Origin of the sequence: Pseudomonas sp. FG1 (genome assembly GCF_034313875.1) — a bacterium.
Lineage (GTDB): Bacteria > Pseudomonadota > Gammaproteobacteria > Pseudomonadales > Pseudomonadaceae > Aquipseudomonas > Aquipseudomonas veronii.
In genome coordinates, this window is the sequence record NZ_JAVIWP010000001.1 from 5,873,122 (window position 1) to 5,893,865 (window position 20,744).

21 protein-coding genes are annotated in these 20,744 nt (G+C 62.2%); 9 read left to right on the forward strand and 12 right to left on the reverse strand.

Annotated elements, in window-relative coordinates; translation table 11 throughout:
• Positions 1 to 244 precede the first annotated feature (244 nt).
• The 4 genes from RGV59_RS26980 to RGV59_RS26995 all read left to right on the forward strand — a co-directional run bounded on the left by RGV59_RS26980 (position 245) and on the right by RGV59_RS26995 (position 5,313).
• Complete coding sequence (locus RGV59_RS26980) at positions 245 to 2,017, forward strand: N-acetylglutaminylglutamine amidotransferase (protein WP_046382581.1); 1,773 nt, start codon at positions 245 to 247, stop codon at positions 2,015 to 2,017.
• A gap of 3 nt (positions 2,018 to 2,020) precedes the next feature.
• Positions 2,021 to 3,766, forward strand: coding sequence for an N-acetylglutaminylglutamine synthetase (gene ngg / locus RGV59_RS26985; RefSeq protein ID WP_126586519.1), 1,746 nt, complete (start codon positions 2,021 to 2,023; stop codon positions 3,764 to 3,766).
• Between the two features lie 75 nt (positions 3,767 to 3,841).
• Entirely contained in the window at positions 3,842 to 5,026 is a 1,185-nt protein-coding gene (locus RGV59_RS26990; RefSeq protein WP_102618589.1) for an osmoprotectant NAGGN system M42 family peptidase, read from the forward strand.
• A 59-nt stretch (positions 5,027 to 5,085) separates the two neighbouring features.
• A complete protein-coding gene (locus tag RGV59_RS26995; protein WP_003236706.1) occupies positions 5,086 to 5,313 on the forward strand; it encodes a YheU family protein in 228 nt (75 codons plus the stop codon).
• Between the two features lie 9 nt (positions 5,314 to 5,322).
• On the opposite strand, the gene csrA is transcribed toward RGV59_RS26995, so the two are convergent.
• Positions 5,323 to 5,520: a carbon storage regulator CsrA gene (gene csrA / locus RGV59_RS27000; RefSeq protein ID WP_017845857.1), complete on the reverse strand. Its 198-nt coding sequence runs from the start codon at positions 5,518 to 5,520 to the stop codon at positions 5,323 to 5,325.
• A 169-nt stretch (positions 5,521 to 5,689) separates the two neighbouring features.
• Positions 5,690 to 6,505, reverse strand: a complete 816-nt coding sequence (locus tag RGV59_RS27005) for an SDR family oxidoreductase (RefSeq protein ID WP_126586517.1) — start codon at positions 6,503 to 6,505, stop codon at positions 5,690 to 5,692.
• A gap of 331 nt (positions 6,506 to 6,836) precedes the next feature.
• On the opposite strand from RGV59_RS27005, the gene RGV59_RS27010 reads away from it, so the two are divergent.
• Positions 6,837 to 6,989 (forward strand): DUF3309 family protein, encoded by a 153-nt coding sequence (locus tag RGV59_RS27010; RefSeq protein WP_010208879.1) that lies wholly within the window; start codon positions 6,837 to 6,839, stop codon positions 6,987 to 6,989.
• Between the two features lie 54 nt (positions 6,990 to 7,043).
• Here the strand turns inward: RGV59_RS27010 and RGV59_RS27015 are convergent, their stop codons facing one another.
• The 5 genes from RGV59_RS27015 to RGV59_RS27035 form a co-directional block, all read right to left on the reverse strand.
• Positions 7,044 to 9,131 (reverse strand): LTA synthase family protein, encoded by a 2,088-nt coding sequence (locus RGV59_RS27015; protein ID WP_046382577.1) that lies wholly within the window; start codon positions 9,129 to 9,131, stop codon positions 7,044 to 7,046.
• 414 nt (positions 9,132 to 9,545) lie between these two features.
• On the reverse strand, positions 9,546 to 9,737 hold the full coding sequence (locus RGV59_RS27020) for a PLDc N-terminal domain-containing protein (protein WP_010567448.1): 192 nt from the start codon (positions 9,735 to 9,737) through the stop codon (positions 9,546 to 9,548).
• Between the two features lie 67 nt (positions 9,738 to 9,804).
• Positions 9,805 to 10,335: a hypothetical protein gene (locus RGV59_RS27025; RefSeq protein WP_046483965.1), complete on the reverse strand. Its 531-nt coding sequence runs from the start codon at positions 10,333 to 10,335 to the stop codon at positions 9,805 to 9,807.
• 41 nt (positions 10,336 to 10,376) lie between these two features.
• Positions 10,377 to 10,892, reverse strand: a complete 516-nt coding sequence (locus tag RGV59_RS27030) for an ankyrin repeat domain-containing protein (RefSeq protein ID WP_126586515.1) — start codon at positions 10,890 to 10,892, stop codon at positions 10,377 to 10,379.
• Between the two features lie 111 nt (positions 10,893 to 11,003).
• Positions 11,004 to 12,830: a long-chain-acyl-CoA synthetase gene (locus tag RGV59_RS27035; protein ID WP_126586513.1), complete on the reverse strand. Its 1,827-nt coding sequence runs from the start codon at positions 12,828 to 12,830 to the stop codon at positions 11,004 to 11,006.
• A 395-nt stretch (positions 12,831 to 13,225) separates the two neighbouring features.
• Here RGV59_RS27035 and RGV59_RS27040 point away from each other — a divergent pair, with 395 nt between their 5' ends.
• The gene (locus RGV59_RS27040; RefSeq protein WP_016970113.1) at positions 13,226 to 13,504 is read left to right on the forward strand and encodes a DUF3509 domain-containing protein; all 279 of its coding nucleotides are present in this window, start codon (positions 13,226 to 13,228) and stop codon (positions 13,502 to 13,504) included.
• Positions 13,505 to 13,559: 55 nt separating this feature from the next.
• Here the strand turns inward: RGV59_RS27040 and RGV59_RS27045 are convergent, their stop codons facing one another.
• From RGV59_RS27045 to aroC, 4 genes are all read right to left on the reverse strand, one after another.
• Complete coding sequence (locus RGV59_RS27045) at positions 13,560 to 13,826, reverse strand: response regulator transcription factor (RefSeq protein WP_017845849.1); 267 nt, start codon at positions 13,824 to 13,826, stop codon at positions 13,560 to 13,562.
• Positions 13,827 to 14,036: 210 nt separating this feature from the next.
• The gene (locus tag RGV59_RS27050; protein ID WP_017845848.1) at positions 14,037 to 14,567 is read right to left on the reverse strand and encodes an acireductone dioxygenase; all 531 of its coding nucleotides are present in this window, start codon (positions 14,565 to 14,567) and stop codon (positions 14,037 to 14,039) included.
• Positions 14,564 to 15,727, reverse strand: a complete 1,164-nt coding sequence (locus RGV59_RS27055) for an MFS transporter (RefSeq protein ID WP_017845847.1) — start codon at positions 15,725 to 15,727, stop codon at positions 14,564 to 14,566. Before RGV59_RS27055 ends, RGV59_RS27050 begins: the two co-directional genes overlap by 4 nt.
• Positions 15,728 to 15,779: 52 nt before the next feature.
• A complete protein-coding gene (gene aroC, locus RGV59_RS27060; RefSeq protein ID WP_126586511.1) occupies positions 15,780 to 16,871 on the reverse strand; it encodes a chorismate synthase in 1,092 nt (363 codons plus the stop codon).
• A gap of 142 nt (positions 16,872 to 17,013) precedes the next feature.
• Here aroC and RGV59_RS27065 point away from each other — a divergent pair, with 142 nt between their 5' ends.
• Both RGV59_RS27065 and RGV59_RS27070 read left to right on the forward strand, forming a co-directional pair.
• On the forward strand, positions 17,014 to 17,976 hold the full coding sequence (locus RGV59_RS27065; RefSeq protein WP_126586509.1) for an alpha/beta hydrolase: 963 nt from the start codon (positions 17,014 to 17,016) through the stop codon (positions 17,974 to 17,976).
• Between the two features lie 99 nt (positions 17,977 to 18,075).
• The gene (locus RGV59_RS27070; protein WP_017845844.1) at positions 18,076 to 18,882 is read left to right on the forward strand and encodes a hypothetical protein; all 807 of its coding nucleotides are present in this window, start codon (positions 18,076 to 18,078) and stop codon (positions 18,880 to 18,882) included.
• Positions 18,883 to 18,987: 105 nt separating this feature from the next.
• Here the strand turns inward: RGV59_RS27070 and prmB are convergent, their stop codons facing one another.
• Positions 18,988 to 19,896, reverse strand: a complete 909-nt coding sequence (prmB, locus tag RGV59_RS27075) for a 50S ribosomal protein L3 N(5)-glutamine methyltransferase (RefSeq protein ID WP_017845843.1) — start codon at positions 19,894 to 19,896, stop codon at positions 18,988 to 18,990.
• Positions 19,897 to 20,136: 240 nt separating this feature from the next.
• Between prmB and RGV59_RS27080 the strand changes: the two genes are divergently transcribed.
• Positions 20,137 to 20,727: a cysteine hydrolase family protein gene (locus RGV59_RS27080; protein ID WP_026139885.1), complete on the forward strand. Its 591-nt coding sequence runs from the start codon at positions 20,137 to 20,139 to the stop codon at positions 20,725 to 20,727.
• Positions 20,728 to 20,744 lie beyond the last annotated feature (17 nt).

The following is a 20,744-nucleotide window of genomic DNA, read 5'->3' on the forward strand; positions in this document are numbered from 1 at the left end:
CTCTTCAAACAGCCGGTCCACAACGGCAAACCGCGCAAAACTTGTATATTCACCAAGCCTATTTACCACCCGCAAATCCGCCGCCACACGCGGCGCAGGCTCACGTCCGAACAGTCAAGGCGGTTTGCCTTATAACAGATTGATCTAAAACTCCACTGATAGCCGTGTGTCAGTTTCTGGGTACGCGCCTTTTGGGCGTATTGAGTATTGACCCCTCCCCAACGGAAAAACCGGTAAGGAATTTATGTGCGGATTAGCTGGAGAACTACGTTTCGATGCCCAACCTGCCGACCTGGCTGCGATTGAGCGCATCACCCATCACTTGGCCCCACGCGGCCCCGACGCCTGGGGCTTCCATGCCCAGGGGCCGATTGCCCTGGGCCATCGACGCCTGAAAATCATGGACCTGTCGGACGGTTCTGCCCAACCGATGGTCGATGCACAGCTGGGGTTGTCCCTGGCCTTCAACGGCGCGATCTATAACTTCCCGGAACTGCGCCAGGAGCTCGAAGCCCTGGGCTACGCCTTCTATTCCGGCGGCGACACCGAAGTGCTGCTCAAGGGCTATCACGCCTGGGGCGAAGCTCTGCTGCCCAAGCTCAACGGCATGTTTGCGTTTGCGATCTGGGAGCGCGATGCCCAGCGTCTGTTCATCGCCCGTGACCGTCTCGGCGTGAAGCCTTTGTACCTGTCGCGCACCGGCCAGCGCCTGCGCTTTGCCTCGACATTGCCGGCCCTGCTCAAGGGCGGCGATATCAACCCGGTGCTCGATCCGGTGGCGCTCAACCACTACCTGAACTTCCACGCCGTGGTGCCCGCGCCGCGCACGCTGCTGGCCGGCATCGAAAAACTGCCGCCAGCCAGCTGGATGCGTATCGACGCCCACGGCAACACCGAGCAGAAAACCTGGTGGACCCTGCCTTACGGCCCGCGTGAAGATGAGCAGCACCTGACCCTCGAAGACTGGACCGAGCGCGTACTCGACAGCACCCGCGCAGCCGTGGCGATCCGCCAACGCGCCGCGGTGGATGTCGGCGTGCTGCTGTCCGGCGGTGTCGATTCGAGCCTGCTCGTCGGCTTGCTGCGCGAGGTCGGTGTGCAGGACCTGTCGACCTTCTCCATCGGCTTTGAAGACGCCGGTGGCGAACGCGGCGACGAGTTCCAGTACTCGGACCTGATCGCCAAGCACTACGGCACCCGGCACCACCAACTGCGCATCGCCGAGGGCGAGATCATCGAGCAACTGCCAGCGGCGTTCCGCGCCATGAGCGAGCCGATGGTCAGCCACGACTGCATCGCCTTTTACCTGCTCTCGCGGGAGGTGGCCAAGCACTGCAAAGTGGTGCAGAGCGGCCAGGGCGCCGATGAACTGTTCGCCGGTTACCACTGGTACCCGCAGGTGGACGGCGCCAGCGACCCGTATGCGGCGTACCGCGAAGCGTTTTTCGACCGCAGCCATGACGACTACGCAGCCACCGTCGCGCCGAAATGGCTGACCGCCAATGACGCCGCCGGCGACTTCGTGCGCGAACATTTCGCGATGCCGGGCGCGGACGCCGCCGTGGACAAGGCGCTGCGCCTGGACAGCACGGTGATGCTGGTCGACGACCCGGTCAAGCGCGTCGACAACATGACCATGGCCTGGGGCCTGGAAGCGCGCACACCGTTTCTCGACTACCGCCTGGTGGAACTGTCGGCCCGCGTACCGGGCAAATTCAAATTGCCCGATGGCGGCAAGCAGGTCCTCAAAGAGGCGGCGCGTCGGGTCATCCCGAGTGAAGTCATCGACCGCAAGAAAGGTTACTTCCCGGTGCCCGGCCTCAAGCATTTGCAAGGCGATACCCTGAACTGGGTCCGCGAGTTGCTGCTAGACCCGAGCCAGGACCGCGGCCTGTTCAATCCGGCCATGCTCGACCGCTTGCTCACCGACCCACACGGTCAACTCACCCCGCTGCGCGGCTCCAAGCTGTGGCAACTGGCGGCGCTGAACCTGTGGCTCAGCGAACAAGGAATCTGATCGATGAAACCTCTCGCAGCGGCTTACAGCCAACGCTTGCTCAAAGGCCAGGCGCCGACCTACGAGCGCCTGCAAGCGCGCCTGGCCGAAGACGGCAGCCCACTGGCCGCCGAGCCGATCGCGGTGCATTGCGGCTGGGGCCGGTTGTTGATCGGCCACACGTTTCCCGACCCGGCCAGCCTGGCCGAGGAACTGCTCAACGAGCAGGCCGGCGAGCGCGACATCGCACTGTACGTGGCGGCGCCCCAGCAGATCCTCGGGATCGACCCGCAGCAACTGTTCCTCGACCCGTCCGACACCTTGCGCCTGTGGTTCTCTGACTATCGTCCGTCGACCCGCGTGTTTCGTGGCTTCCGTATTCGCCGCGTCCAGACCGCGGCCGATTGGCAGGCGGTCAACCAGCTCTACCAGGGACGCGGCATGCTGCCGGTCGACGCCGAGCGCCTGACGCCCCGCCACGCGGGCGGCCCGGTGTATTGGCTGGCCGAGGACGAACACAGCGGCTCGGTGATCGGCAGCGTGATGGGCCTCAACCATCAAAAAGCCTTCCACGACCCGGAACACGGTTGCAGCCTGTGGTGCCTGGCGGTCGACCCGCACTGCACGCGCCCAGGCGTTGGCGAAGTGCTGGTGCGCCACCTGGTGGAACACTTCATGAGCCGTGGCCTGAGCTACCTGGACCTGTCGGTGCTGCACGACAACCGCCAGGCCAAGAGCCTCTACGCCAAGCTCGGCTTTCGCGCCCTGGCCACCTTTGCGATCAAGCGCAAGAACGGCATCAACCAGCCGCTGTTCCTCGGCCCGGGCCCGCAGGCGGGGTTCAACCCCTACGCGCGGATCATCGTCGAAGAAGCCCATCGCCGCGGCATCGACGTGCAGGTGGACGACGCCGATGCCGGCCTGTTCACCCTCAGCCATGGCGGGCGCCGCGTGCGCTGCCGTGAATCGTTGAGCGACCTGACCAGCGCCATCAGCATGACCCTGTGCCAGGACAAAAGCCTGACCCACAAGGTGCTCAAGGGCGCCGGATTGAAACTGCCGGCGCAACAGCGGGCGGGCAGCGCCGACGACAACCTGGAGTTCCTCGACCAACACCAGCGCATCGTGGTCAAACCGCTGGATGGTGAACAGGGCCAGGGCGTGGCGGTGGACCTGCAGACCATCGAAGAGGTGCAACAGGCTATTGAAGCAGCGCGTCAGTTCGACAGCCGGGTCTTGCTCGAAAGCTTCCACGAAGGCCTGGACCTGCGCATCCTGGTGATCGGCTTCGAGGTGGTCGCCGCGGCGATCCGCCGCCCGGCCGAAGTGGTCGGCGACGGCCAGCATTCCATCCGCGCCCTGATCGAGGCGCAAAGCCGCCGGCGCCAGGCCGCCACCGACGGCGAAAGCAAAATCCCGCTGGACGCCGAAACCGAACGCACCCTGCACGCGGCCGGTCATGACTACTCCAGCATCCTGCCCCGTGGCGCGCAATTGGCCGTGCGCCGCACCGCCAACCTGCACACCGGCGGCTGCCTGGAAGACGTCACCGGCATCCTCCATCCGACGCTGGTCGACGCCGCCGTGCGCGCCGCGCGTGCCCTCGACATCCCGATGGTCGGCCTCGACCTGATGGTGTCGGCCGCCGATCAACCGGAGTACGTGTTTATCGAAGCCAACGAACGGGCCGGGCTGGCCAATCATGAACCGCAGCCAACGGCAGAACGGTTTGTCGATTTGTTGTTTCCGCACAGTCAGCCCAGCGCCTGAACGAAGTATTGCCTGGGCCGGCGCCGCTCCACCCTCATCGAAACCATCGATGCCCTCAACCCATCAGGAGTTTCCATGACCCGAACCATTCCCGAACCGGACCTCAACTACCTGCAAAAAGTGCTGCTGGAAATGCTCGCCATTCCCAGCCCGACCGGGTTTACCGACACCATCGTGCGCTACGTCGCCGAACGCCTCGAAGAACTGGGCATCCCCTTTGAAATGACGCGCCGCGGCACCATCCGCGCCACCCTCAAGGGCCAGAAAAACAGCCCCGACCGCGCAGTGTCGGCGCACCTGGACACCATCGGCGCCGCCGTGCGCGCGATCAAGGACAACGGTCGCCTGACCCTCGCTCCGGTGGGCTGCTGGTCGAGCCGCTTCGCCGAGGGCAGCCGCGTCAGCCTGTTCACCGACAACGGCGTGATCCGTGGCAGCGTGTTGCCGCTGATGGCTTCAGGGCATGCGTTCAACACCGCCGTGGATGAAATGCCGGTGAGCTGGGACCATGTCGAACTGCGCCTGGACGCGTACTGCGCCACCCGCGCCGATTGCGATTCCCTGGGGATCGGCATCGGTGACTATGTGGCGTTCGACCCGCTGCCCGAGTTCACCGAGAGCGGGCATATCAGCGCGCGTCACCTCGACGACAAAGCCGGTGTCGCCGCGCTGCTCGCCGCCCTCAAGGCGATCATCGACAGCGGCGCCCCCTTGCTGATCGACTGTCACCCGCTGTTCACCATCACCGAGGAAACCGGCAGTGGCGCGGCCGCCGCCCTGCCCTGGGACGTCAGTGAGTTCGTCGGCATCGACATCGCCCCGGTCGCCCCCGGCCAGCACTCCAGCGAACACGCGGTCAGTGTGGCGATGCAGGATTCCGGCGGGCCGTATGACTATCACCTGTCGCGCCACCTGCTGCGCCTGGCGGCGGATAACGACCTGCCGGTACGCCGCGATCTGTTTCGTTATTACTTCAGCGACGCACACTCGGCGGTCACCGCCGGCCACGACATCCGCACCGCCCTGCTGGCGTTCGGGTGCGATGCGACCCACGGCTACGAGCGCACCCACATCGACAGCCTCGCGGCCCTCAGCCGGTTGTTGAGCGCTTACATTCTCAGCCCGCCGGTGTTCGCCAGCGACGCGCAACCGGCGCAAGGGTCACTGGATCGGTTCAGTCATCAGATCGAGCACGAGACCCAGATGGAGAGCGATACCCGCGTGCCGTCGGTGGACAGCCTGGTCGGCCAGAAGTCCTGACACTGGCAACAACGGTCCCGGCGCAGTAGCATCGCCGGGACTTAACCCCAGAGGCTTGTATGCTGATTCCCTACGACGCACTTGAAGTCGACACCCTGACCCGCCTCATCGAAGACTTCGTGACCCGCGACGGCACCGACAATGGCGACGACACGCCCCTGGAAACCCGCGTACTGCGCGTGCGCCAGGCACTGACCAAGGGCCAGGCATTGATCGTCTTCGACCCCGACAGCGAGCAATGCCAGTTGATGCTCAAGCACGACGTGCCCAAGCACCTGTTCGACTGAAGGTGCAGTTCAGGGATTGGGCAGCGGATGGCTGGCGGTGTCCTGGCGTTCGACGATCTTCTGGTACACCTCGGCGCGGTGGACCGACACCTCGGCCGGGGCTTGAACCCCGAACTTCACCTGGGAACCGTTGAGTTCGAGGATGTGCAAGGCGATGTCATCGCCGATGGAAATGATTTCGCCTACGGTGCGGCTTAAGACCAGCATGGCGGTTGTCCTTTTCGAGTGACAGGACCCCGACCTTGCGCGCTTGGGTGATGCTCAGCAACGGCTTGCGGTCAAATCAGGCACCACCTACAACAGTAGGTAACTTGCCTGACAGACCACATGTTTTTTTGCGCCGAGCCCCGCTCCGACATTTACGACCGTGCCCCACTCAGCCTTTAATCGCCTGGGCCTTGGCGCGCATTTTGTCGGCCATCACGGTCATCTCGTCATACAGCAACTGCGGTTTTTTCTGCTTCAACGCCCAAGCCATCCGCCCTTGCTCGTGGGGCAGGATCATGAACTCGCCCTCGGCCACCCGCTGATAGATGTAATCGGCGATATCCGCCGCCGAGATCGGCGAGCTTTCCAGCAGCTTGCCCACCTGCGCCTTCATCGCCGGGGTCGGCCCACGGAACGAGTCCAACAGGTTGGTCTGGAAGAACGACGGGCACACCACGTGAACCCCGATTTCCTGTTGTTTGAGTTCCACCAGCAGGCTCTCCGACAACGCCACCACGCCCGCCTTGGCCACGTTGTAGTTGCTCATCGCCGGCCCTTGCATCAGCGCCGCCATCGAGGCGATGTTGATGATGCGGCCCTTGCTCTTTTCCAGCAGCGGCAGAAAGGCCTTGCAGCCCTTGACCACGCCCATCAGGTTGATTGCGATCTGCCAGTCCCAGTCTTCCAGCGACAGTTCGGCGAAGAACCCGCCGGAGGCCACGCCGGCATTGTTGACGATCACATCGATCCCGCCCAGCTTGACCTCGCAGGCCTGGGCAAAGGCGGTGAGCTGGCTGTAGTCGCGCACATCGCAGCGCTGGACAAAGCCATCGCCACCCGCCTCGCGCACCAACCTGAGAGTCTCTTGCAAGCCTGGCTCGCTGACATCCGACAAGGCCAACTGCCAACCCTCGCGGGCCCAGCGCAGCGCGATTTCGCGACCCAGGCCGGACCCGGCACCGGTGATCATCATGCGATTTTGCATAGGAAAATAGCCTTGTGGTTCACAGAAGAAGTGATCGGCAGTGTAGCGAAGGTTTTTCCTACACCCACGCACCATCCAATTGATGAATGCCCCGAGCAAACCACGGGCCGGGTCGGATACCACGGCACGCCCTAAGTTCAATCTTTTTCAACTAAGCGCAGGCGTTCAGCGATGCATTTAAAGAAATAAGCAGGTCTTCGAAATGCTTTAAAAAAACACGGAATTTTCTGCGAAGCGGCACAGTCGGAGTTATTAAGGCGTCCGCGATTAAACCCACGGGCCTAACTTTAAACAACCGGTCCTTGCAGAAGGCCTATAAGGAAATACAATTATGAGCCTCATTTTAATCATCATCCTGATTCTCCTGCTGGTCGGCGGTTTGCCAGTGTTTCCACACTCCCGTAGCTGGGGTTATGGTCCGTCGGGTATTCTCGGCGTAGTCCTGGTGGTGCTGCTGGTGCTGTTGTTACTCGGCAAGATATAAACGCCGGACAAAAAAAGAGGCCTTCATGAAGGCCTCTTTTTTATTGCCGGTCAATCAGTCCGGCTTGCCATCGACAACACCGGCGGTGTTATCCAGCAAACTTTTGGTCGCGGTCTGCAGGAACGATTCGAGCTTCTGTTTCAGCCCTGCCTCGTCCGGCGATTCCGCGATCACTTTACCGGTCGGCTCGGCGCCCAGTTCGTATTCCCACAGCTTCGGTGGCATTTCCTTAGGCAATACCAGCACGCGGTCGCCGGTGACCAGCGCCACGGTCTGATCGCTGCCCGAAGGCTTGATCACGCCGAAACCCTTGTCGCCTTCCGGCAGGTTGAGCAGGTCACGCCCCCAGCACTGGTGCAGGGTGTCGCCACCCAGACGGCCCATGATGGTCGGCACGATGTCGATCTGGGTGCCCACGGTGTGGTCACGCACGCCGAACTTCTCTTGCATGCCCGGAGCAATCATCAGCATCGGCACGTTGAAGCGGCCCAGGTCCATCTCGGTGATCTGCTGCTCGTTGCCGAAACCGTGGTCGCCCACGATCACAAACAGGGTTTCCTTGAAGTACGGCTCCTTGCGGGCCTTTTCAAAGAACTGGCCGAGAGCCCAGTCGGAGTAGCGCATCGCCGTCAAATGCTCGTTGAGGCTGCCACGGTCGGTGACTTTCTCCACCGGCAACGGGGTCGGCAAGGCATACGGCGTGTGGTTGGACAGGGTTTGCAGCAGGGCGTAGAACGGCTTGCCGCCTTCACGCGCTTTCAGTTCTTCCAGGCCACGGTTGAACATGTCCTGGTCGGACACGCCCCAGGTTGGGTCGGAGAACACCGGGTCGACAAAGTCGTTGCGGCCGATGAAGTTGGTCATGCCCTGGTTGCTGAAGAAACCCGACTGGTTGTCCCAGGCGAAGTCGCCGTTGTAGACATACACGTCGTCAAACTTGCGCGCACTGAGCAGCTGCGGCAGGCCCGACAGCTTGTGGCTGCCTTCCGGGGTCTGCATCAGGTATTCGAAACCCGGCAGGTTCGGGAAGCACGCCATGGTGGCAAACATACCCTGGTGGGTGTGGGTGCCGTTGGAGAAGAAGCGGTCGAACAGCAGGCCTTCTTTGGACAGTTTGTCGAAGTACGGCGTGATATTGCCCGGACGCCCCAGGGCGCCCACCGAGTGACCGGCGAAGCTCTCCATCAGGATCACCACGACGTTCTTGATCGGCAGGGTTTTCTCGGCCGGTGGCGTGAAATCACGGCGCACGGCGGCGGTGTCGGTATCCACCAGCTTCTCTTGCGGCAACACCAGCATGTCGCGCACGGTCTGGGTGGCCAGTGGTTGTTCCAGGGTAGCCTTCCAGATGTTGGTGCGTTCTTCGGAGAAGCGCGACTTGGCCGCGGCGATCAACGACAACGTGCCATTGAGGCCCAATTGGTTGGCGAAGTTCGAGTCGGTGGTGTAGACGTCACCCCAACGCAGCGGCGGGCCCTGGCGCAGGGTGCCGCGAGCGGCGACCACGGCGACCAGCAGGCACACCACAAACACCGCGATGCGCGAATACCACGGCGCCACCTGGCGGGTGCCGATACTGCCGCCGCTGAACGGGCCGCGTGGGCGCGTCGCCCGGTCGGCGCCCTTGAAGGCCACGCTCAGAATCAGCGTGCCGACGGCCCAGGCCAGCAGGTAGCGCACCACCGGGAAACCGTACCAGAGCATGCTCATCACGGTTTTCGGGTCTTCCTTCACGTACTGGAAGACCAGGCCGTTGAGGCGCTGGTGGAATTCGCGGTAGAAGTCCATCTCCATCAGGCCCAGGAACAGCGCGATGCTGGAGGCAAGGGTCAGCCAGAAACGGAAGAACCCCCGCGCGGCCATGGCCCGCACGCTGAACAGTGACAGCAGCAAGGGGATCGTCAGGTACACCACCAGGCGAATGTCCAGGCGCAGGCCGTTGGCGAACGCTTCCAGGAAGGTCGAGGCCGGTGTGTCGAGGATCATCTCGCGGTTGTAGGCCAGCAGCGCCAGGCGCAGCAGGGAGAACATCACCATCATGACCAGTGCACAAAGCAGCGTGTATGCCAGATGGGATTTGACGGTCGGTTGCAGCAGGCGATTAGAAGCTCGCTGCTGATTCAGGGCGTCCGGGTTTGCCATGTCGTTTCAGGACCCATTGGAGGTTTAAGTTGCGAAAAAGAGTGCAGTGGCGTCCGGCCCTCGCCCAGGCTGGCTGGGGTAGGCGGTAAACGCGATGGCGCAAATGGTGCCCGATCACTGCCGGCAACGCCATTAATTACTGAACGCGTGCCGCAAACCTGCAACTGGCGGTGCTTGAGATAGAGCCGTTGCAGGGAGATAAAGCCGGCGAATTGTCTTGGATGAGATGTGAAAATTTCGTACAGCGAATATTTCGACACACAATATCAAGGCATTTGCTGAAACCATTGTGGGAGGGGGCTTGCCCCCGATAGCGGTGGTTCAGTCACTGTTGTAACGACTGATACACCGCTATCGGGGGCAAGCCCCCTCCCACATTTTCCGTGCCCGCTTCAGCTTGAGTGAAGCTTGCGCTCAGAACCGCACGTTGCCCCGCGGCCCGGCAATCGCCCAGATGATCAGGCCCAGGACCGGCAGCAGCAGGATCAACAGAATCCACAACACCTTGGCACCGGTGCTCGCGCCGCTTTTGAACACATTGATGATCGCCCAGATATCCAGCGCGAGGATGATCAGCCCGACCAGACCGTTGAAAGTGGAACCCATGGTGTCGCTCCTAAGTGAGGGCATGCCCTTGTAGGATAGCCAGCCCTGGCCGGGGTTCCGTTTTATTTCAGACGTGGACCGCGACCCGCAGGGCTTCCAGGGACGGTTCGCCGTGGATGCCGACTTCGGCGCACAGTTCCAGCACGCGCGGCAGGTCGTTGCCGAACACCAGCACGGCCTGGATCTCGTCATCCAGCGGCTGGCTGAAGTTCAGCAACACATAACCACCGTCTTGCGGGCTGAGCGCACTCATCTGGATCTGGATGCGATTGAGCGCGGTGAGGGCTTCGGTCTTGGCCAGTTGCTTGGGCTTGAGGTTGAACGCCACGCCGGGGCCGAACGAGGCGACGATCTGCGCAAACAGGTCGCCATAGGTGTCGGCCTGGAACAGCACCGTGTCCGGCAGGCTGCCGACCACCACCCACTCGCCCAGCGGAATCGGGAAAGTATCGTCGTAGTTGATGTCCGGGTTCGCCGCCAGAAAGGCCACCGGGTCGGCGTAGGCCTGCGCCGCTTCCTCGGCGATGCGCGCCACCTCGTCGTCGCCCATGACGCCGGCGCTGATTTTACGGATGAGTTCGACGAGGGCGTTTTTCATGAAGGGGTCCTGTGGCGGGCGGGTTTTCGAGGGCGCGTAGCCTACACCAGTTTCTGCAACTGCGCCGCCGTATCCACCGCGCCCATGGTCTGTGCCGCAGCCAATGCCGTGGCGCCCTGGGCGTCGGCAGTCTTGGGGTTGGCGCCCTGGCTGAGCAGGTAGTCGACCATTTCGACGCGGTTGAACATCGCAGCCATCATCAATGCCGTGCGGCCGTCGGACGACGACGCGTCAACCGGCGTGCCGCCTTCGATCAGCGCCTTGACCACGGGCAAGTTGCCCTTGAACGCCGCGCCGGCGATCGGCAGTTGATGCTTGTCGTTGGCGATCTGTGGGTCGGCCTTGAACTCCAGCAGCACTCTGACCGCGTCGGCGTGGCCGTGGTAAGCGGCCAGCATCAGCAAGGTGTCGCCATTGTGGTTACGCAGGTTGGCTGGCAAGCCCTTGGCCAGCAGCGCGGCAAGCAAGGCGGCATCGCCTCTGCGCGCGACGTCGAAGACCTGCTCGGCAAATTCGGCGGCTTCGTCTTCGGTCATTTGTTTGGCATGGTCTGACATGTGGGGGCTCCTTGTCGGGTACGGCTTCGGGTACTGAAGAGTAGGCGCCCAGTGTCGCGAGGGAGTTCCCCACTGTCATGGTTTTTTTGTCAACAGCCACCATAGGCAGAATCAATAGCGGAACTGTCCGCCCTGGATCTGCGCCAACAATTGCCCGGTGACCGGCACATAGCAATCCGAACCGGGCAGCCAGGCGTAGACCGGGTCGTTGCCGGCCTTGGCCGGGTCGAACGCTTCTTCCTTGAGCCGCACTTTCTGGTATTTGAACGTGCCCGTTGTCTCCATCTTCATCTTGATCCGCAGGAACAGCGGCACCGCATAGTGCGGCAACTGGCCATGAGCGAACTGCAGCAACTCGCGCATATCCAGGGCGGCCAGGGATTCGCTGGGAGTGATGGCGACCATGCCGGCGCGGCCATTGGTGTTTTCGATCTCGACACCGTAGGCCACCACTTCGGCGATCTGCGGGTGTTGCAGCAGGATGTTCTCGACCTCGGTGGTGGAAACGTTTTCGCCTTTCCAGCGATAGGTGTCGCCCAGGCGATCGACAAATTGCGCATGGCCGAAACCGATGCTGCGCAGCAGATCGCCGGTATTGAAGTAGCGGTCGCCCTTTTCGAACACATCGGTCAGCACCACCTTGCGGTTCTTTTCCGGGTCGGTGTAACCGTCGAACGGGGCCTTTTCATCGATCCTCGCCAGCAACAGGCCCTGCCCGCCCGTTTGCACCTTGCGCATGAAACCATCGGCGCCACGCAGCGGCTCACCGTTGTCGTGGGCGTAGTCCACCAGCGCCCAGCGCTGCAGGCAGAAGCCGATGGTGTTGTCGAAATTCAACACATTGGTGAAGCCGATATTGCCGTCACTCGCGGCATACAGCTCACAGATATGCTCGACGCCAAAGCGTTGCTTGAACTGCGCCCATACACCGGGCCGCAGGCCATTGCCGACCATCTTGATCACCCGGTTGTCACGGTCCTGGGCGCTGGCCGGCTGGTCGAGCAGGTAACGGCACAGCTCACCGACATAACCCAGGGTGGTCGCGTTGAACTTGCGCACATCGCCCCAGAACTGGCTGGCGCTGAATTTGCGGCGAATCGCGAACCCCGACGCGCCGACGATCGCCGAGCCCCAGCACACGCAAAGGCCGGTGGCGTGGTACAGCGGCAAGGTGCAATACATGACGTCGGCGGGGCCCATGTCGAGGGCGATGCTGGCGAAGCTGACCGCGGTTTTGGTCCAGCGGCCATGTTTCATGATGCCGGCCTTGGGCAAGCCCGTGGTGCCGGAGGTATAGATATAGAAGCACGGGTCGTTGAAAAAGATCTGCCGGGAACTGGCCGGGTTGTCCAGCGCGCACTCGGCGCTGGCCGCCATCAGGTCGACATAGCCGGCAGGCACCGCGCTGCTGGGTTGATCCGCGACAAACCAGGTGCGATCGGCCGCGATCACCACTTGATCGCGCACCGCTGTGTAGGCCTCCACCAACTCCGCCCCCACCACAATCGCCACCGGGTTGACCAGATTCAGGCTGTGTACCAGCGCCGCCTGGGTTTGCGAGGTATTGAGCATGGCGCAGATGCCGCCCAGCTTGGCCACGGCCAGCACGTTGAGCAGCAATTCGGGGCGATTTTCAATAAACAGCGCCACCACATCGCCTTTGCGGATGCCCTGGCTCTGCAGGTGGTGGGCGATGCGGTTCGCACGCTGGTTGGCATCGCGGTAACTGAGCACGCTGTCGCCGTACAACAACGCCGCGCCGTCAGGGTTGCGCAGAGTGGCTTGCTCGAAATGCCAGCCCAGGCCACAGGGCTGCGCGGGGTCGGTGACATTCGCGGCACGCATGCCGCGGACCACCCGTGGCAAGGCGCGGACGATGGCGGGCACCTTACGCAGCAGCATGCTCCAGGTAATCATGTCGTTTTGCGGATGGCGCATGGAGGAACGTCCTTTTTCTTATTCTTCGTCGGGGCCAGAAACTCCGGCATTTTTTGCAGGCAGGAAGCCAAATGCTCAGGGGAAAATACGCCAGCGGTTCTTCGACTGTACACGCGGGATTTGAAATGTTTTGTATCCCGAAGCCGCAACCGCCCCACAGGGAATTTTGCGACACATCGGCAGTCCCTATCAGTGACGAGGCGCCCGCCCGGCCGGATCGAGTAGCGCAAAATGCAGGATGCATGATGGCCATTCATGCAATTTGCACGAAATCAAAAATCCTGACTTTTTACAAGTTATTGATTTTTAAAGACTTTATATAAAAACGCGAGATGGCACAATCACTGCACCTATCACTCCATGCTTGCCAACTTGAGCCAACGGAGCTGATAGACATGAGCCTGATCCAAGATAAATTCGCCTCAGTATTCTCCCAATACGACGTCACCACTCAGCCACGCCCGGACGGCGGTATCCTGCTGACCCTGCGCAACAGCGAAGGCAAGCAGGTCAAGCGCTCGATCTCCTACCAGCAACTGCACACGGCCGATCAGCTCACCTGGGTGATCAGCGCCATTCGCCGCGACCTGGCCGAACAAGCCAGCGAACTGCCGCAGATTTCCATGCTGCAGAGCCAGAACCGCTTTGCCCTGCCGACTTACCATTCGGCCTAAGACACACAAAAAAGGGCCGCGACGCCATCCAGCGTCGCGGCCCTTTTTCATGGGTTCAGGAAAGGCCCAATCGGGCGGCTTCATTCATCGCTTGTACACGATTGCTGACTTGCAACTTGCCATAGATGTTACGCAGGTGGAATTTCACTGCGGCTTGGGACGTTTCACGAATCCGGCTGATTTCCCAGATGGTCTTGCCTTCGGAGGCCCAGCGCAAGATCTCCAATTCGGTCGGAGTCAGGGGCTTGCCGGACAAGGCCAAGCGTTTTCTGACATCGGTGGGCACGCTCAACGGCGCACCTGACGCCTCTGGATCACTCATCGCTTTCTCTCCTTATTGTTGGCTGATGCTTATCGCCTTTCGGATTCCTCCTATTGACAGGCGATACAAACATTAAGACCGGAGAGAGTTACATAATGGAGCGCGTCAAAGCGTAAGGCCGGCGATAAACAGCCAGGCCTTACAGATAAATAAGCTTCTTCCCACAACAACTTCCAACTCGTCGGGGTTGAAGATTCAAGTCGATTAAGCCTAGTCATCCAACCCAGGGAAACCAGCGGCGATATCGTCCCCGCTGAATTCAGGCACCCCGCCGCCTGCCGCATGGGACAGGCGCAGCGTCACAAAATGTGGGTGCTCGCCCATATCGAACCAATGGGGCATGCCGGCCGGGATCAGCAGCAGGTCATTTTTTTCACAGCGCACGCCGTACACATAGTCACCAATGTGCAAGGCAAACAGGCCTTGGCCGGCGATGAAAAAGCGCGCTTCATCTTCGCTGTAACGCCGTTCGGCAAGGAACTGATCGCGCAATGCCGCCTTCTGCGCAGGATCGCCGGGGGCATGCAGCACCTCGACGCAGGCGTAGCCGAGGGCGTCGATGCGTGGCTGGTACGCCGCGATCATGGTGGCGTCGTCCGCGCCTTTTTCAATAACGGCGGGCTGCCAGCGCTCGAATCGCACGCCATGCTCGGCCAGGGTCGACGCGATATCGTCGAAGTGGGTCAGGACTTTGTTCGGTGTATCCGGTGTGGCGACGTGGTAAACGGCTACATAACTCATAGGACGGTTCCTTGGTTCTGCTCGTGCAATCGAAAACCGATGATAAGGGCGGCGGCCAGGGCCGCGACGCTGGCGATACTGAAGGTCAGGGCCGGCCCCAACAGGTTCCAGCTGTAACCGGCGTACAGCGCGCCAAGCGCGCCGCCGGTGCCGGCCAAGGCCGCGTATAACGCCTGGCCCTGACCTTGCTGGCGGGCGCCGAAGCTGCGCTGCACAAAGGCAATCGCCGCCGCATGAAAACTGCCGAAGGTCGCCGCGTGCATCACCTGCGCCAGCAGCAGCACCCAGAAAAATTCCGCGAACGCGCCCAGCAACAACCAGCGCAGCGCCGCCAACAGGAAACTCGCCAGCAGCACCCGGCGCACCGAGAAACGCGTGAGGATGCGGCTCATGCCCAGGAACATCAACACTTCCGCCACCACCCCGAGGGCCCACAGCATGCCGATCACGCCACGGCTGTAGCCCAAGTGTTCCAGGTGCAGGGTGAGAAAGGTGTAATACGGGCCATGGCTCATTTGCATCAACGCCACGCAGGCGTAAAACGCCAGGACGCCGGGGCTGCGCAACTGCTTGAGGAAGCCCTCGCCCGCCAGGCGGGGGCCGTGGTTCGCCGGCTGCGCATTCGGCACCCACAGGCTGGCACCGATGATCCCGGCCATGATCACCACGACCACCACCGGGTAGATATCCAGGCTCAGCCAGTCGAACAGGCGGCCCATGATCACCACCGTGAGGATGAAGCCGATGGAGCCCCACAGGCGGATCTGGCTATAGCGCGAGGTCTGCTTATGCAGATGGGCCAGGGTGATCACTTCAAACTGCGGCAGCACCGCATGCCAGAAAAACGCATGCAGGGCCATGACCAGGGCCAGCCAGGCATAGGTCTTGCTGACGAAAATCAACGCAAAACTCACCAGCGTACACAGTGCGCCCACACGCACGATGGCCAGGCGCCGGCCGGTATAGTCGCCCAGCCAGCCCCACAGATTGGGGGCCACGCAGCGCATCAGCATGGGGATGGCCACCAGTTCGCCGATACGCGCGCTGGAGAACCCCAGGTGATCGAAGTACAGCGCCAGGAACGGCGCCGTGGCCCCCAGCAGGGCGAAGTAGAAGAGGTAGAAGCTGGAGAGTCGCCAGTACGGAAGTGCTGGAGTCATGCAAGAGGCCGCTTTGCGGCAAGGCGCGAGCAAGCTCGCGCGCCACACACCGTCACAACTGGCCCAGTACCGGAGTACTCACGCGCACATCGGCGTTTTGCCCACGGTTGCGCAGCAGGTGGTCCATCAACACGATCGCCATCATCGCTTCGGCGATCGGCGTGGCGCGGATGCCGACGCACGGGTCGTGACGGCCCTTGGTGATCACGTCCACCGGGTTGCCGTGTACATCGATCGAACGGCCCGGGGTGGTGATGCTCGACGTGGCCTTGAGCGCCAGGTGCGCAACGATCGGCTGGCCGGAGGAAATACCGCCGAGGATGCCGCCGGCATTGTTGCTGAGGAAACCCTGCGGGGTCAGTTCGTCGCGGTGCTCGGTGCCGCGCTGGGACACGCAGGCGAACCCGGCGCCGATTTCCACGCCTTTGACGGCGTTGATGCTCATCAGCGCGTGGGCCAGTTCAGCGTCCAGACGGTCGAAGATCGGCTCGCCGAGACCCGGTTTCACGCCCTCGGCGACCACGGTGATTTTCGCCCCGACCGAATCCTGGTCGCGGCGCAACTGGTCCATATAGGCTTCCAGGTCCGGCACTTTGTCCGGGTCCGGGCTGAAAAAGGCGTTGTCGTCGACGCTGTCCCAAGTCTTGAACGGGATTTCGATCGGGCCCAGCTGGCTCATGTAGCCACGGACGACGATGCCCTGGGTCGCCAGGTATTTCTTGGCGATGGCACCGGCAGCCACGCGCATCGCGGTTTCGCGGGCCGAGCTGCGGCCGCCGCCACGGTAGTCGCGCTCGCCGTATTTGTGGTGGTAGGTGTAGTCGGCGTGGGCCGGGCGGAACAGGTCCTTGATCGCCGAGTAGTCCTTGGACTTCTGGTCGGTGTTGCGGATCAACAGGCCGATGGCGCAGCCGGTGGTGCGGCCTTCGAACACACCGGAGAGGATCTCGACTTCATCGGGTTCCTGGCGCTGGGTGGTGTGGCGGCTGGTGCCGGGCTTGCGGCGGTCGAGGTCACGTTGCAGGTCTTCCAGGGACAGCTCGAGGCCGGGCGGGCAGCCGTCGACAATGGCGACCAACGCCGGGCCATGGCTTTCGCCCGCGGTGGTGACAGTGAACAGCTTGCCGAAGGTATTGCCGGACATGCAGGGCGCTCCGTGAAATCAGTTGTAATCACTCAGCGGTGATAACCAAGCGCACCAGTATACGCGGGCCAACCGACTAGTTCATCCTCGAAACCTTACCGGTAGACGTTGGTCGAACCGGCACCTCCTGAATAATGGCCCGATGATGCTTCGAGTTTTGCTGTTTACCCTCACCCTGTTCACTGCCGTAGCCCATGCCGCGTCCTCCGTGGTGTTGCAACGGCCCATCAGCCTCGACACCGGCAGCGGCGAGCTGTTCGGCTCGCTGCTGCTGCCGCAGTCCGACAAACCGGTGCCGGTGGTGCTGATCATTGCCGGCTCCGGCCCGACCGACCGCAACGGCAACAGTGCCGACGGCGCGCGCAACGACAGCCTCAAGCGCCTGGCGTGGGTGCTGGCCCGGCATAACATCGCCAGCGTGCGCTACGACAAGCGCGGCGTGGCGGCCAGCCTGGCCGCCACGCCCGACGAACGCGACCTGACCCTCGACGCCTACGTGGCCGACGCCGTGGCCTGGGGCAAGCTGCTCAAGGCCGACAAGCGCATGGGCCCGCTGATCGTCCTGGGCCATAGCGAAGGCGCGCTGGTGGCAGCCCTGGCGGCACCGCAACTCGACCCGGCCGGGGTGATTTCCCTGTCGGGCAGCGCCCGCCCGGTCGACCAGGTGATCCGCCAGCAACTGGCCGGTCACCTGCCCCCGGCCCTGCAGTTGCGCAGCAATGAAATCCTCGATCACCTCAAGGCCGGCCAAGTGGATACCGATGTGCCTGGCCCGCTTGAAGGGATTTTCCGACCCAGTGTGCAACCGTATCTGATCAGCCTGTTTCGCGCCGACCCGTCGGCCGCCTTTGCCAGACTGCGCATGCCCGCGCTGATCATCCAGGGCACCAACGATATCCAGGTGGGTGTGGGCGATGCGCGGCAATTGAAGAACGCCAAGCCCGATGCCGAGCTGACGGTGATCGAAGGCATGAACCATGTGATGCGTATCGTGCCCAAGGAGGTGAAGCAACAGTTGGCGTCCTACAACGACCCGCGATTGCCCCTCGCCGCCGAGCTGGAAACCTGCCTGGTTGGCTTTATCGACGGACTTCAGCCCCGTTAACCGACTAATTGCCTCCAGTACTGGGAAAAACGGCCGATAAGCCGAAAGTCGACAGCAAAAAGCCTGTCGACTGGCTGGGCTAGGACAGGATCGCGCCGCATGACTAACACCGAAGCAACACCAGAACCTACCGCCGACACCCCGGCGGAACACACCGAGGTCGTCGACGCGGCGCCCCTGCCGTGGGCGGACGTACAGGCCGAACATTTCAAAATGCTGCGCCTGGCGCCCCTGCCCACCGACCGCTCCACCGGGGTACGCCCCTTGCGGTTTGTGCAATTTGGCTATGTCGAACGCCACGACCACCATCACAGCCTGTTGCGCATGGTCATCCAGTTGCCGGGCCAACGGGTGCGCCGCGAGCAGAATCACCTGGATATCTGGGTCGATCACGCTAAACACCGTGTGCATTTCGGCCCGGGCAACAGCCTGGAAATCGAACCGGCCAACCGTGGCATCGGCCGTTTCCTGGTGGCCCAGGGCGCCGCGTGGGCGAAGAAGAAGTGGTCGCACTACCGCGTCGACGGGGTGGACCTGGCCAACAAGGACGCCCTCAACGAAGCCACACGCCTGCGCCGCGATCACTTCCTGCGTATCCAGGGCTTTGATGTGGCCTACGCCGACGTGCAGCATCTGAAGGGCAACGTGCAGCCCGGCAAGGTCAGCGACGTGCTCGATAGCTGGAACACCGAGAAAGTGCAGTTCGTGGAAATCCTCGAAGCCGCGCAAATGCTGCAACAGGCCGAGCAGAACCTGACGGAGCAGGAAGTGAAGCTGCGCAAGGAAGAGGAAAAGGTCACCAAGTTCAAGCGTGAGGACAGCGGGCTACGCTTCACCATCACCTGTCTGGTGGCGTTTACCGTGTTTCAGGCGGGGTTGTTGATCTGGATTGCCACCCATCGGTGATGTGGGAGCGGGCTTGCTCCCGATAGCGGTGCATCAGTCAATGCATTCAGTGACTGACACGCCCTCATCGGGCGCAAGCCCCCTCCCGCACGTCAGAGCGGTCGATTAAACCCGGGCGGCGAATACCGCCTGATGGTTGCGGCACTGCTCGGCCGTGAGCATGAACACACCGTGCCCGCCGCGCTGGAACTCCAGCCAGGCGAAGTCGACTTCCGGGTACAGCGCCTCGACATGCACTTGGCTGTTACCCACTTCGACGATCAACAAGCCCTTCTCGGTCAGGTGGTCCGCCGCTTCGGCGAGCATCCGCCGGACCAGGTTCAAGCCATCGTCGCCGCAAGCCAGGCCCAGTTCCGGTTCGTGCTGGTACTCGTCCGGCATGTCGGCGAAGTCTTCAGCGTCCACATACGGCGGGTTCGACACGATCAAGTCGAAACGCTGGCCCGGCAGCCCGTCAAAACCGTCGCCCTGTACGGTATACACACGCTCGTCGACGCCATGGCGCTCAATGTTCTGATTGGCCACTTCCAACGCTTCGAACGACACGTCACCCAACACCACTTCGGCGTCCTGGAACTCGTAGGCACAGGCGATGCCGATGCAACCGGAGCCGGTACACAGGTCGAGAATGCGTGCCGGCGGCTGGGCCAGCCAGGGTTCGAAGCGGTTTTCGATAAGTTCGCTGATCGGTGAACGCGGGATCAGCACGCGCTCGTCGACGATAAACGACATGCCACAGAACCAGGCTTCGCCAATCAAGTAGGCTGTCGGCACCCGCTCATGAATGCGACGGTGCAGCAGCCGTTGCAAGTGGGAAACTTCCTCTTCTTCCAGGTTGCAATCCAGGTAGCTGTCGGCAATTTCCCAGGGCAGATGCAAGGCGCCGAGCACCAATTGCCGGGCGTCGTCCCAGGCGTTGTCGGTACCGTGCCCGAAAAACAGCTCTTCCCCATGGAAACGGCTGACAGCCCAACGGATATGGTCGCGCAAGGTGCGCAGGCGGGAAGTGATCACGGGGGCAGACTCCTGGAAAAAACGACTGGCGATTCTAACAGCCTTCGTCTGTAGCGACGACGTGCGAAGAGCCTCAACCGTATGTCGGATTTCATCCAATTTGCCATCATTGCGTCAAACAACCGCACCGCTTGACACGGCTGCACGCCAGCAACGGCGTAGCTTACGATGGAAGCGATTCACAGAACCGCTCAGCCAGTGGACAATGGCGCAAAAGCCCCCCTCACAGGAGCCCCCAGAATGTCCGTTCCAAAGACGATGTTTCAAATCAGCGGTCGAGGTTATGCAGCGGCCAATCTCAGCCATGCGACCCTCGTGATCATCGACGCCCAGAAGGAATACCTCAGCGGTCCACTCGCCCTCGCGGGCATGGATGCGGCGGTGGGCAATATCAAGCAACTGGTCGCTGCGGCGCGCAACGCCGGTCGCCCGATCGTGCATGTGCGCCACCTGGGCACCGTCGGCGGCCTGTTTGACCCACAAGGCGAGCGCGGCGAATTCATTCCCGGCCTGGAGCCAATGGGCAACGAAACCATCATCGGTAAACTGCTGCCCAGCGCGTTCCACGGCACCGGCCTGGAAAAACACCTGCAGGACCTCGGCTCCCTGGACCTGATCGTCTGCGGCTTCATGAGCCACTCCAGCGTCAGCACCACCGTGCGCGCCGCCAAGAACCTGGGCTTTCGCTGCACCCTGGTGGAAGACGCCTGCGCCACCCGCGACCTGCCTTACAAGGGCGGTGTCCTGAGTGCCGAGCATGTGCAACAAACCGAAATGGCCATCATGGCCGACAACTTCGCCACCCTCGCCTTGACCAAAGACCTGATCTGATTGCCCCGAAATGAGCG

What these genes read in the sequence shown, in the direction of transcription:
- RGV59_RS26980 (WP_046382581.1), top strand. Translation starts at nt 245, where the DNA reads ATGTGCGGATTAGCTGGAGAACTACGTTTCGATGCCCAACCTGCCGAC.
- ngg (WP_126586519.1), top strand. Translation starts at nt 2,021, where the DNA reads ATGAAACCTCTCGCAGCGGCTTACAGCCAACGCTTGCTCAAAGGCCAG.
- RGV59_RS26990 (WP_102618589.1), top strand. Translation starts at nt 3,842, where the DNA reads ATGACCCGAACCATTCCCGAACCGGACCTCAACTACCTGCAAAAAGTG.
- RGV59_RS26995 (WP_003236706.1), top strand. Translation starts at nt 5,086, where the DNA reads ATGCTGATTCCCTACGACGCACTTGAAGTCGACACCCTGACCCGCCTC.
- csrA (WP_017845857.1), bottom strand. Translation starts at nt 5,520, where the DNA reads ATGCTGGTCTTAAGCCGCACCGTAGGCGAAATCATTTCCATCGGCGAT.
- RGV59_RS27005 (WP_126586517.1), bottom strand. Translation starts at nt 6,505, where the DNA reads ATGCAAAATCGCATGATGATCACCGGTGCCGGGTCCGGCCTGGGTCGC.
- RGV59_RS27010 (WP_010208879.1), top strand. Translation starts at nt 6,837, where the DNA reads ATGAGCCTCATTTTAATCATCATCCTGATTCTCCTGCTGGTCGGCGGT.
- RGV59_RS27015 (WP_046382577.1), bottom strand. Translation starts at nt 9,131, where the DNA reads ATGGCAAACCCGGACGCCCTGAATCAGCAGCGAGCTTCTAATCGCCTG.
- RGV59_RS27020 (WP_010567448.1), bottom strand. Translation starts at nt 9,737, where the DNA reads ATGGGTTCCACTTTCAACGGTCTGGTCGGGCTGATCATCCTCGCGCTG.
- RGV59_RS27025 (WP_046483965.1), bottom strand. Translation starts at nt 10,335, where the DNA reads ATGAAAAACGCCCTCGTCGAACTCATCCGTAAAATCAGCGCCGGCGTC.
- RGV59_RS27030 (WP_126586515.1), bottom strand. Translation starts at nt 10,892, where the DNA reads ATGTCAGACCATGCCAAACAAATGACCGAAGACGAAGCCGCCGAATTT.
- RGV59_RS27035 (WP_126586513.1), bottom strand. Translation starts at nt 12,830, where the DNA reads ATGCGCCATCCGCAAAACGACATGATTACCTGGAGCATGCTGCTGCGT.
- RGV59_RS27040 (WP_016970113.1), top strand. Translation starts at nt 13,226, where the DNA reads ATGAGCCTGATCCAAGATAAATTCGCCTCAGTATTCTCCCAATACGAC.
- RGV59_RS27045 (WP_017845849.1), bottom strand. Translation starts at nt 13,826, where the DNA reads ATGAGTGATCCAGAGGCGTCAGGTGCGCCGTTGAGCGTGCCCACCGAT.
- RGV59_RS27050 (WP_017845848.1), bottom strand. Translation starts at nt 14,567, where the DNA reads ATGAGTTATGTAGCCGTTTACCACGTCGCCACACCGGATACACCGAAC.
- RGV59_RS27055 (WP_017845847.1), bottom strand. Translation starts at nt 15,727, where the DNA reads ATGACTCCAGCACTTCCGTACTGGCGACTCTCCAGCTTCTACCTCTTC.
- aroC (WP_126586511.1), bottom strand. Translation starts at nt 16,871, where the DNA reads ATGTCCGGCAATACCTTCGGCAAGCTGTTCACTGTCACCACCGCGGGC.
- RGV59_RS27065 (WP_126586509.1), top strand. Translation starts at nt 17,014, where the DNA reads ATGATGCTTCGAGTTTTGCTGTTTACCCTCACCCTGTTCACTGCCGTA.
- RGV59_RS27070 (WP_017845844.1), top strand. Translation starts at nt 18,076, where the DNA reads ATGACTAACACCGAAGCAACACCAGAACCTACCGCCGACACCCCGGCG.
- RGV59_RS27080 (WP_026139885.1), top strand. Translation starts at nt 20,137, where the DNA reads ATGTCCGTTCCAAAGACGATGTTTCAAATCAGCGGTCGAGGTTATGCA.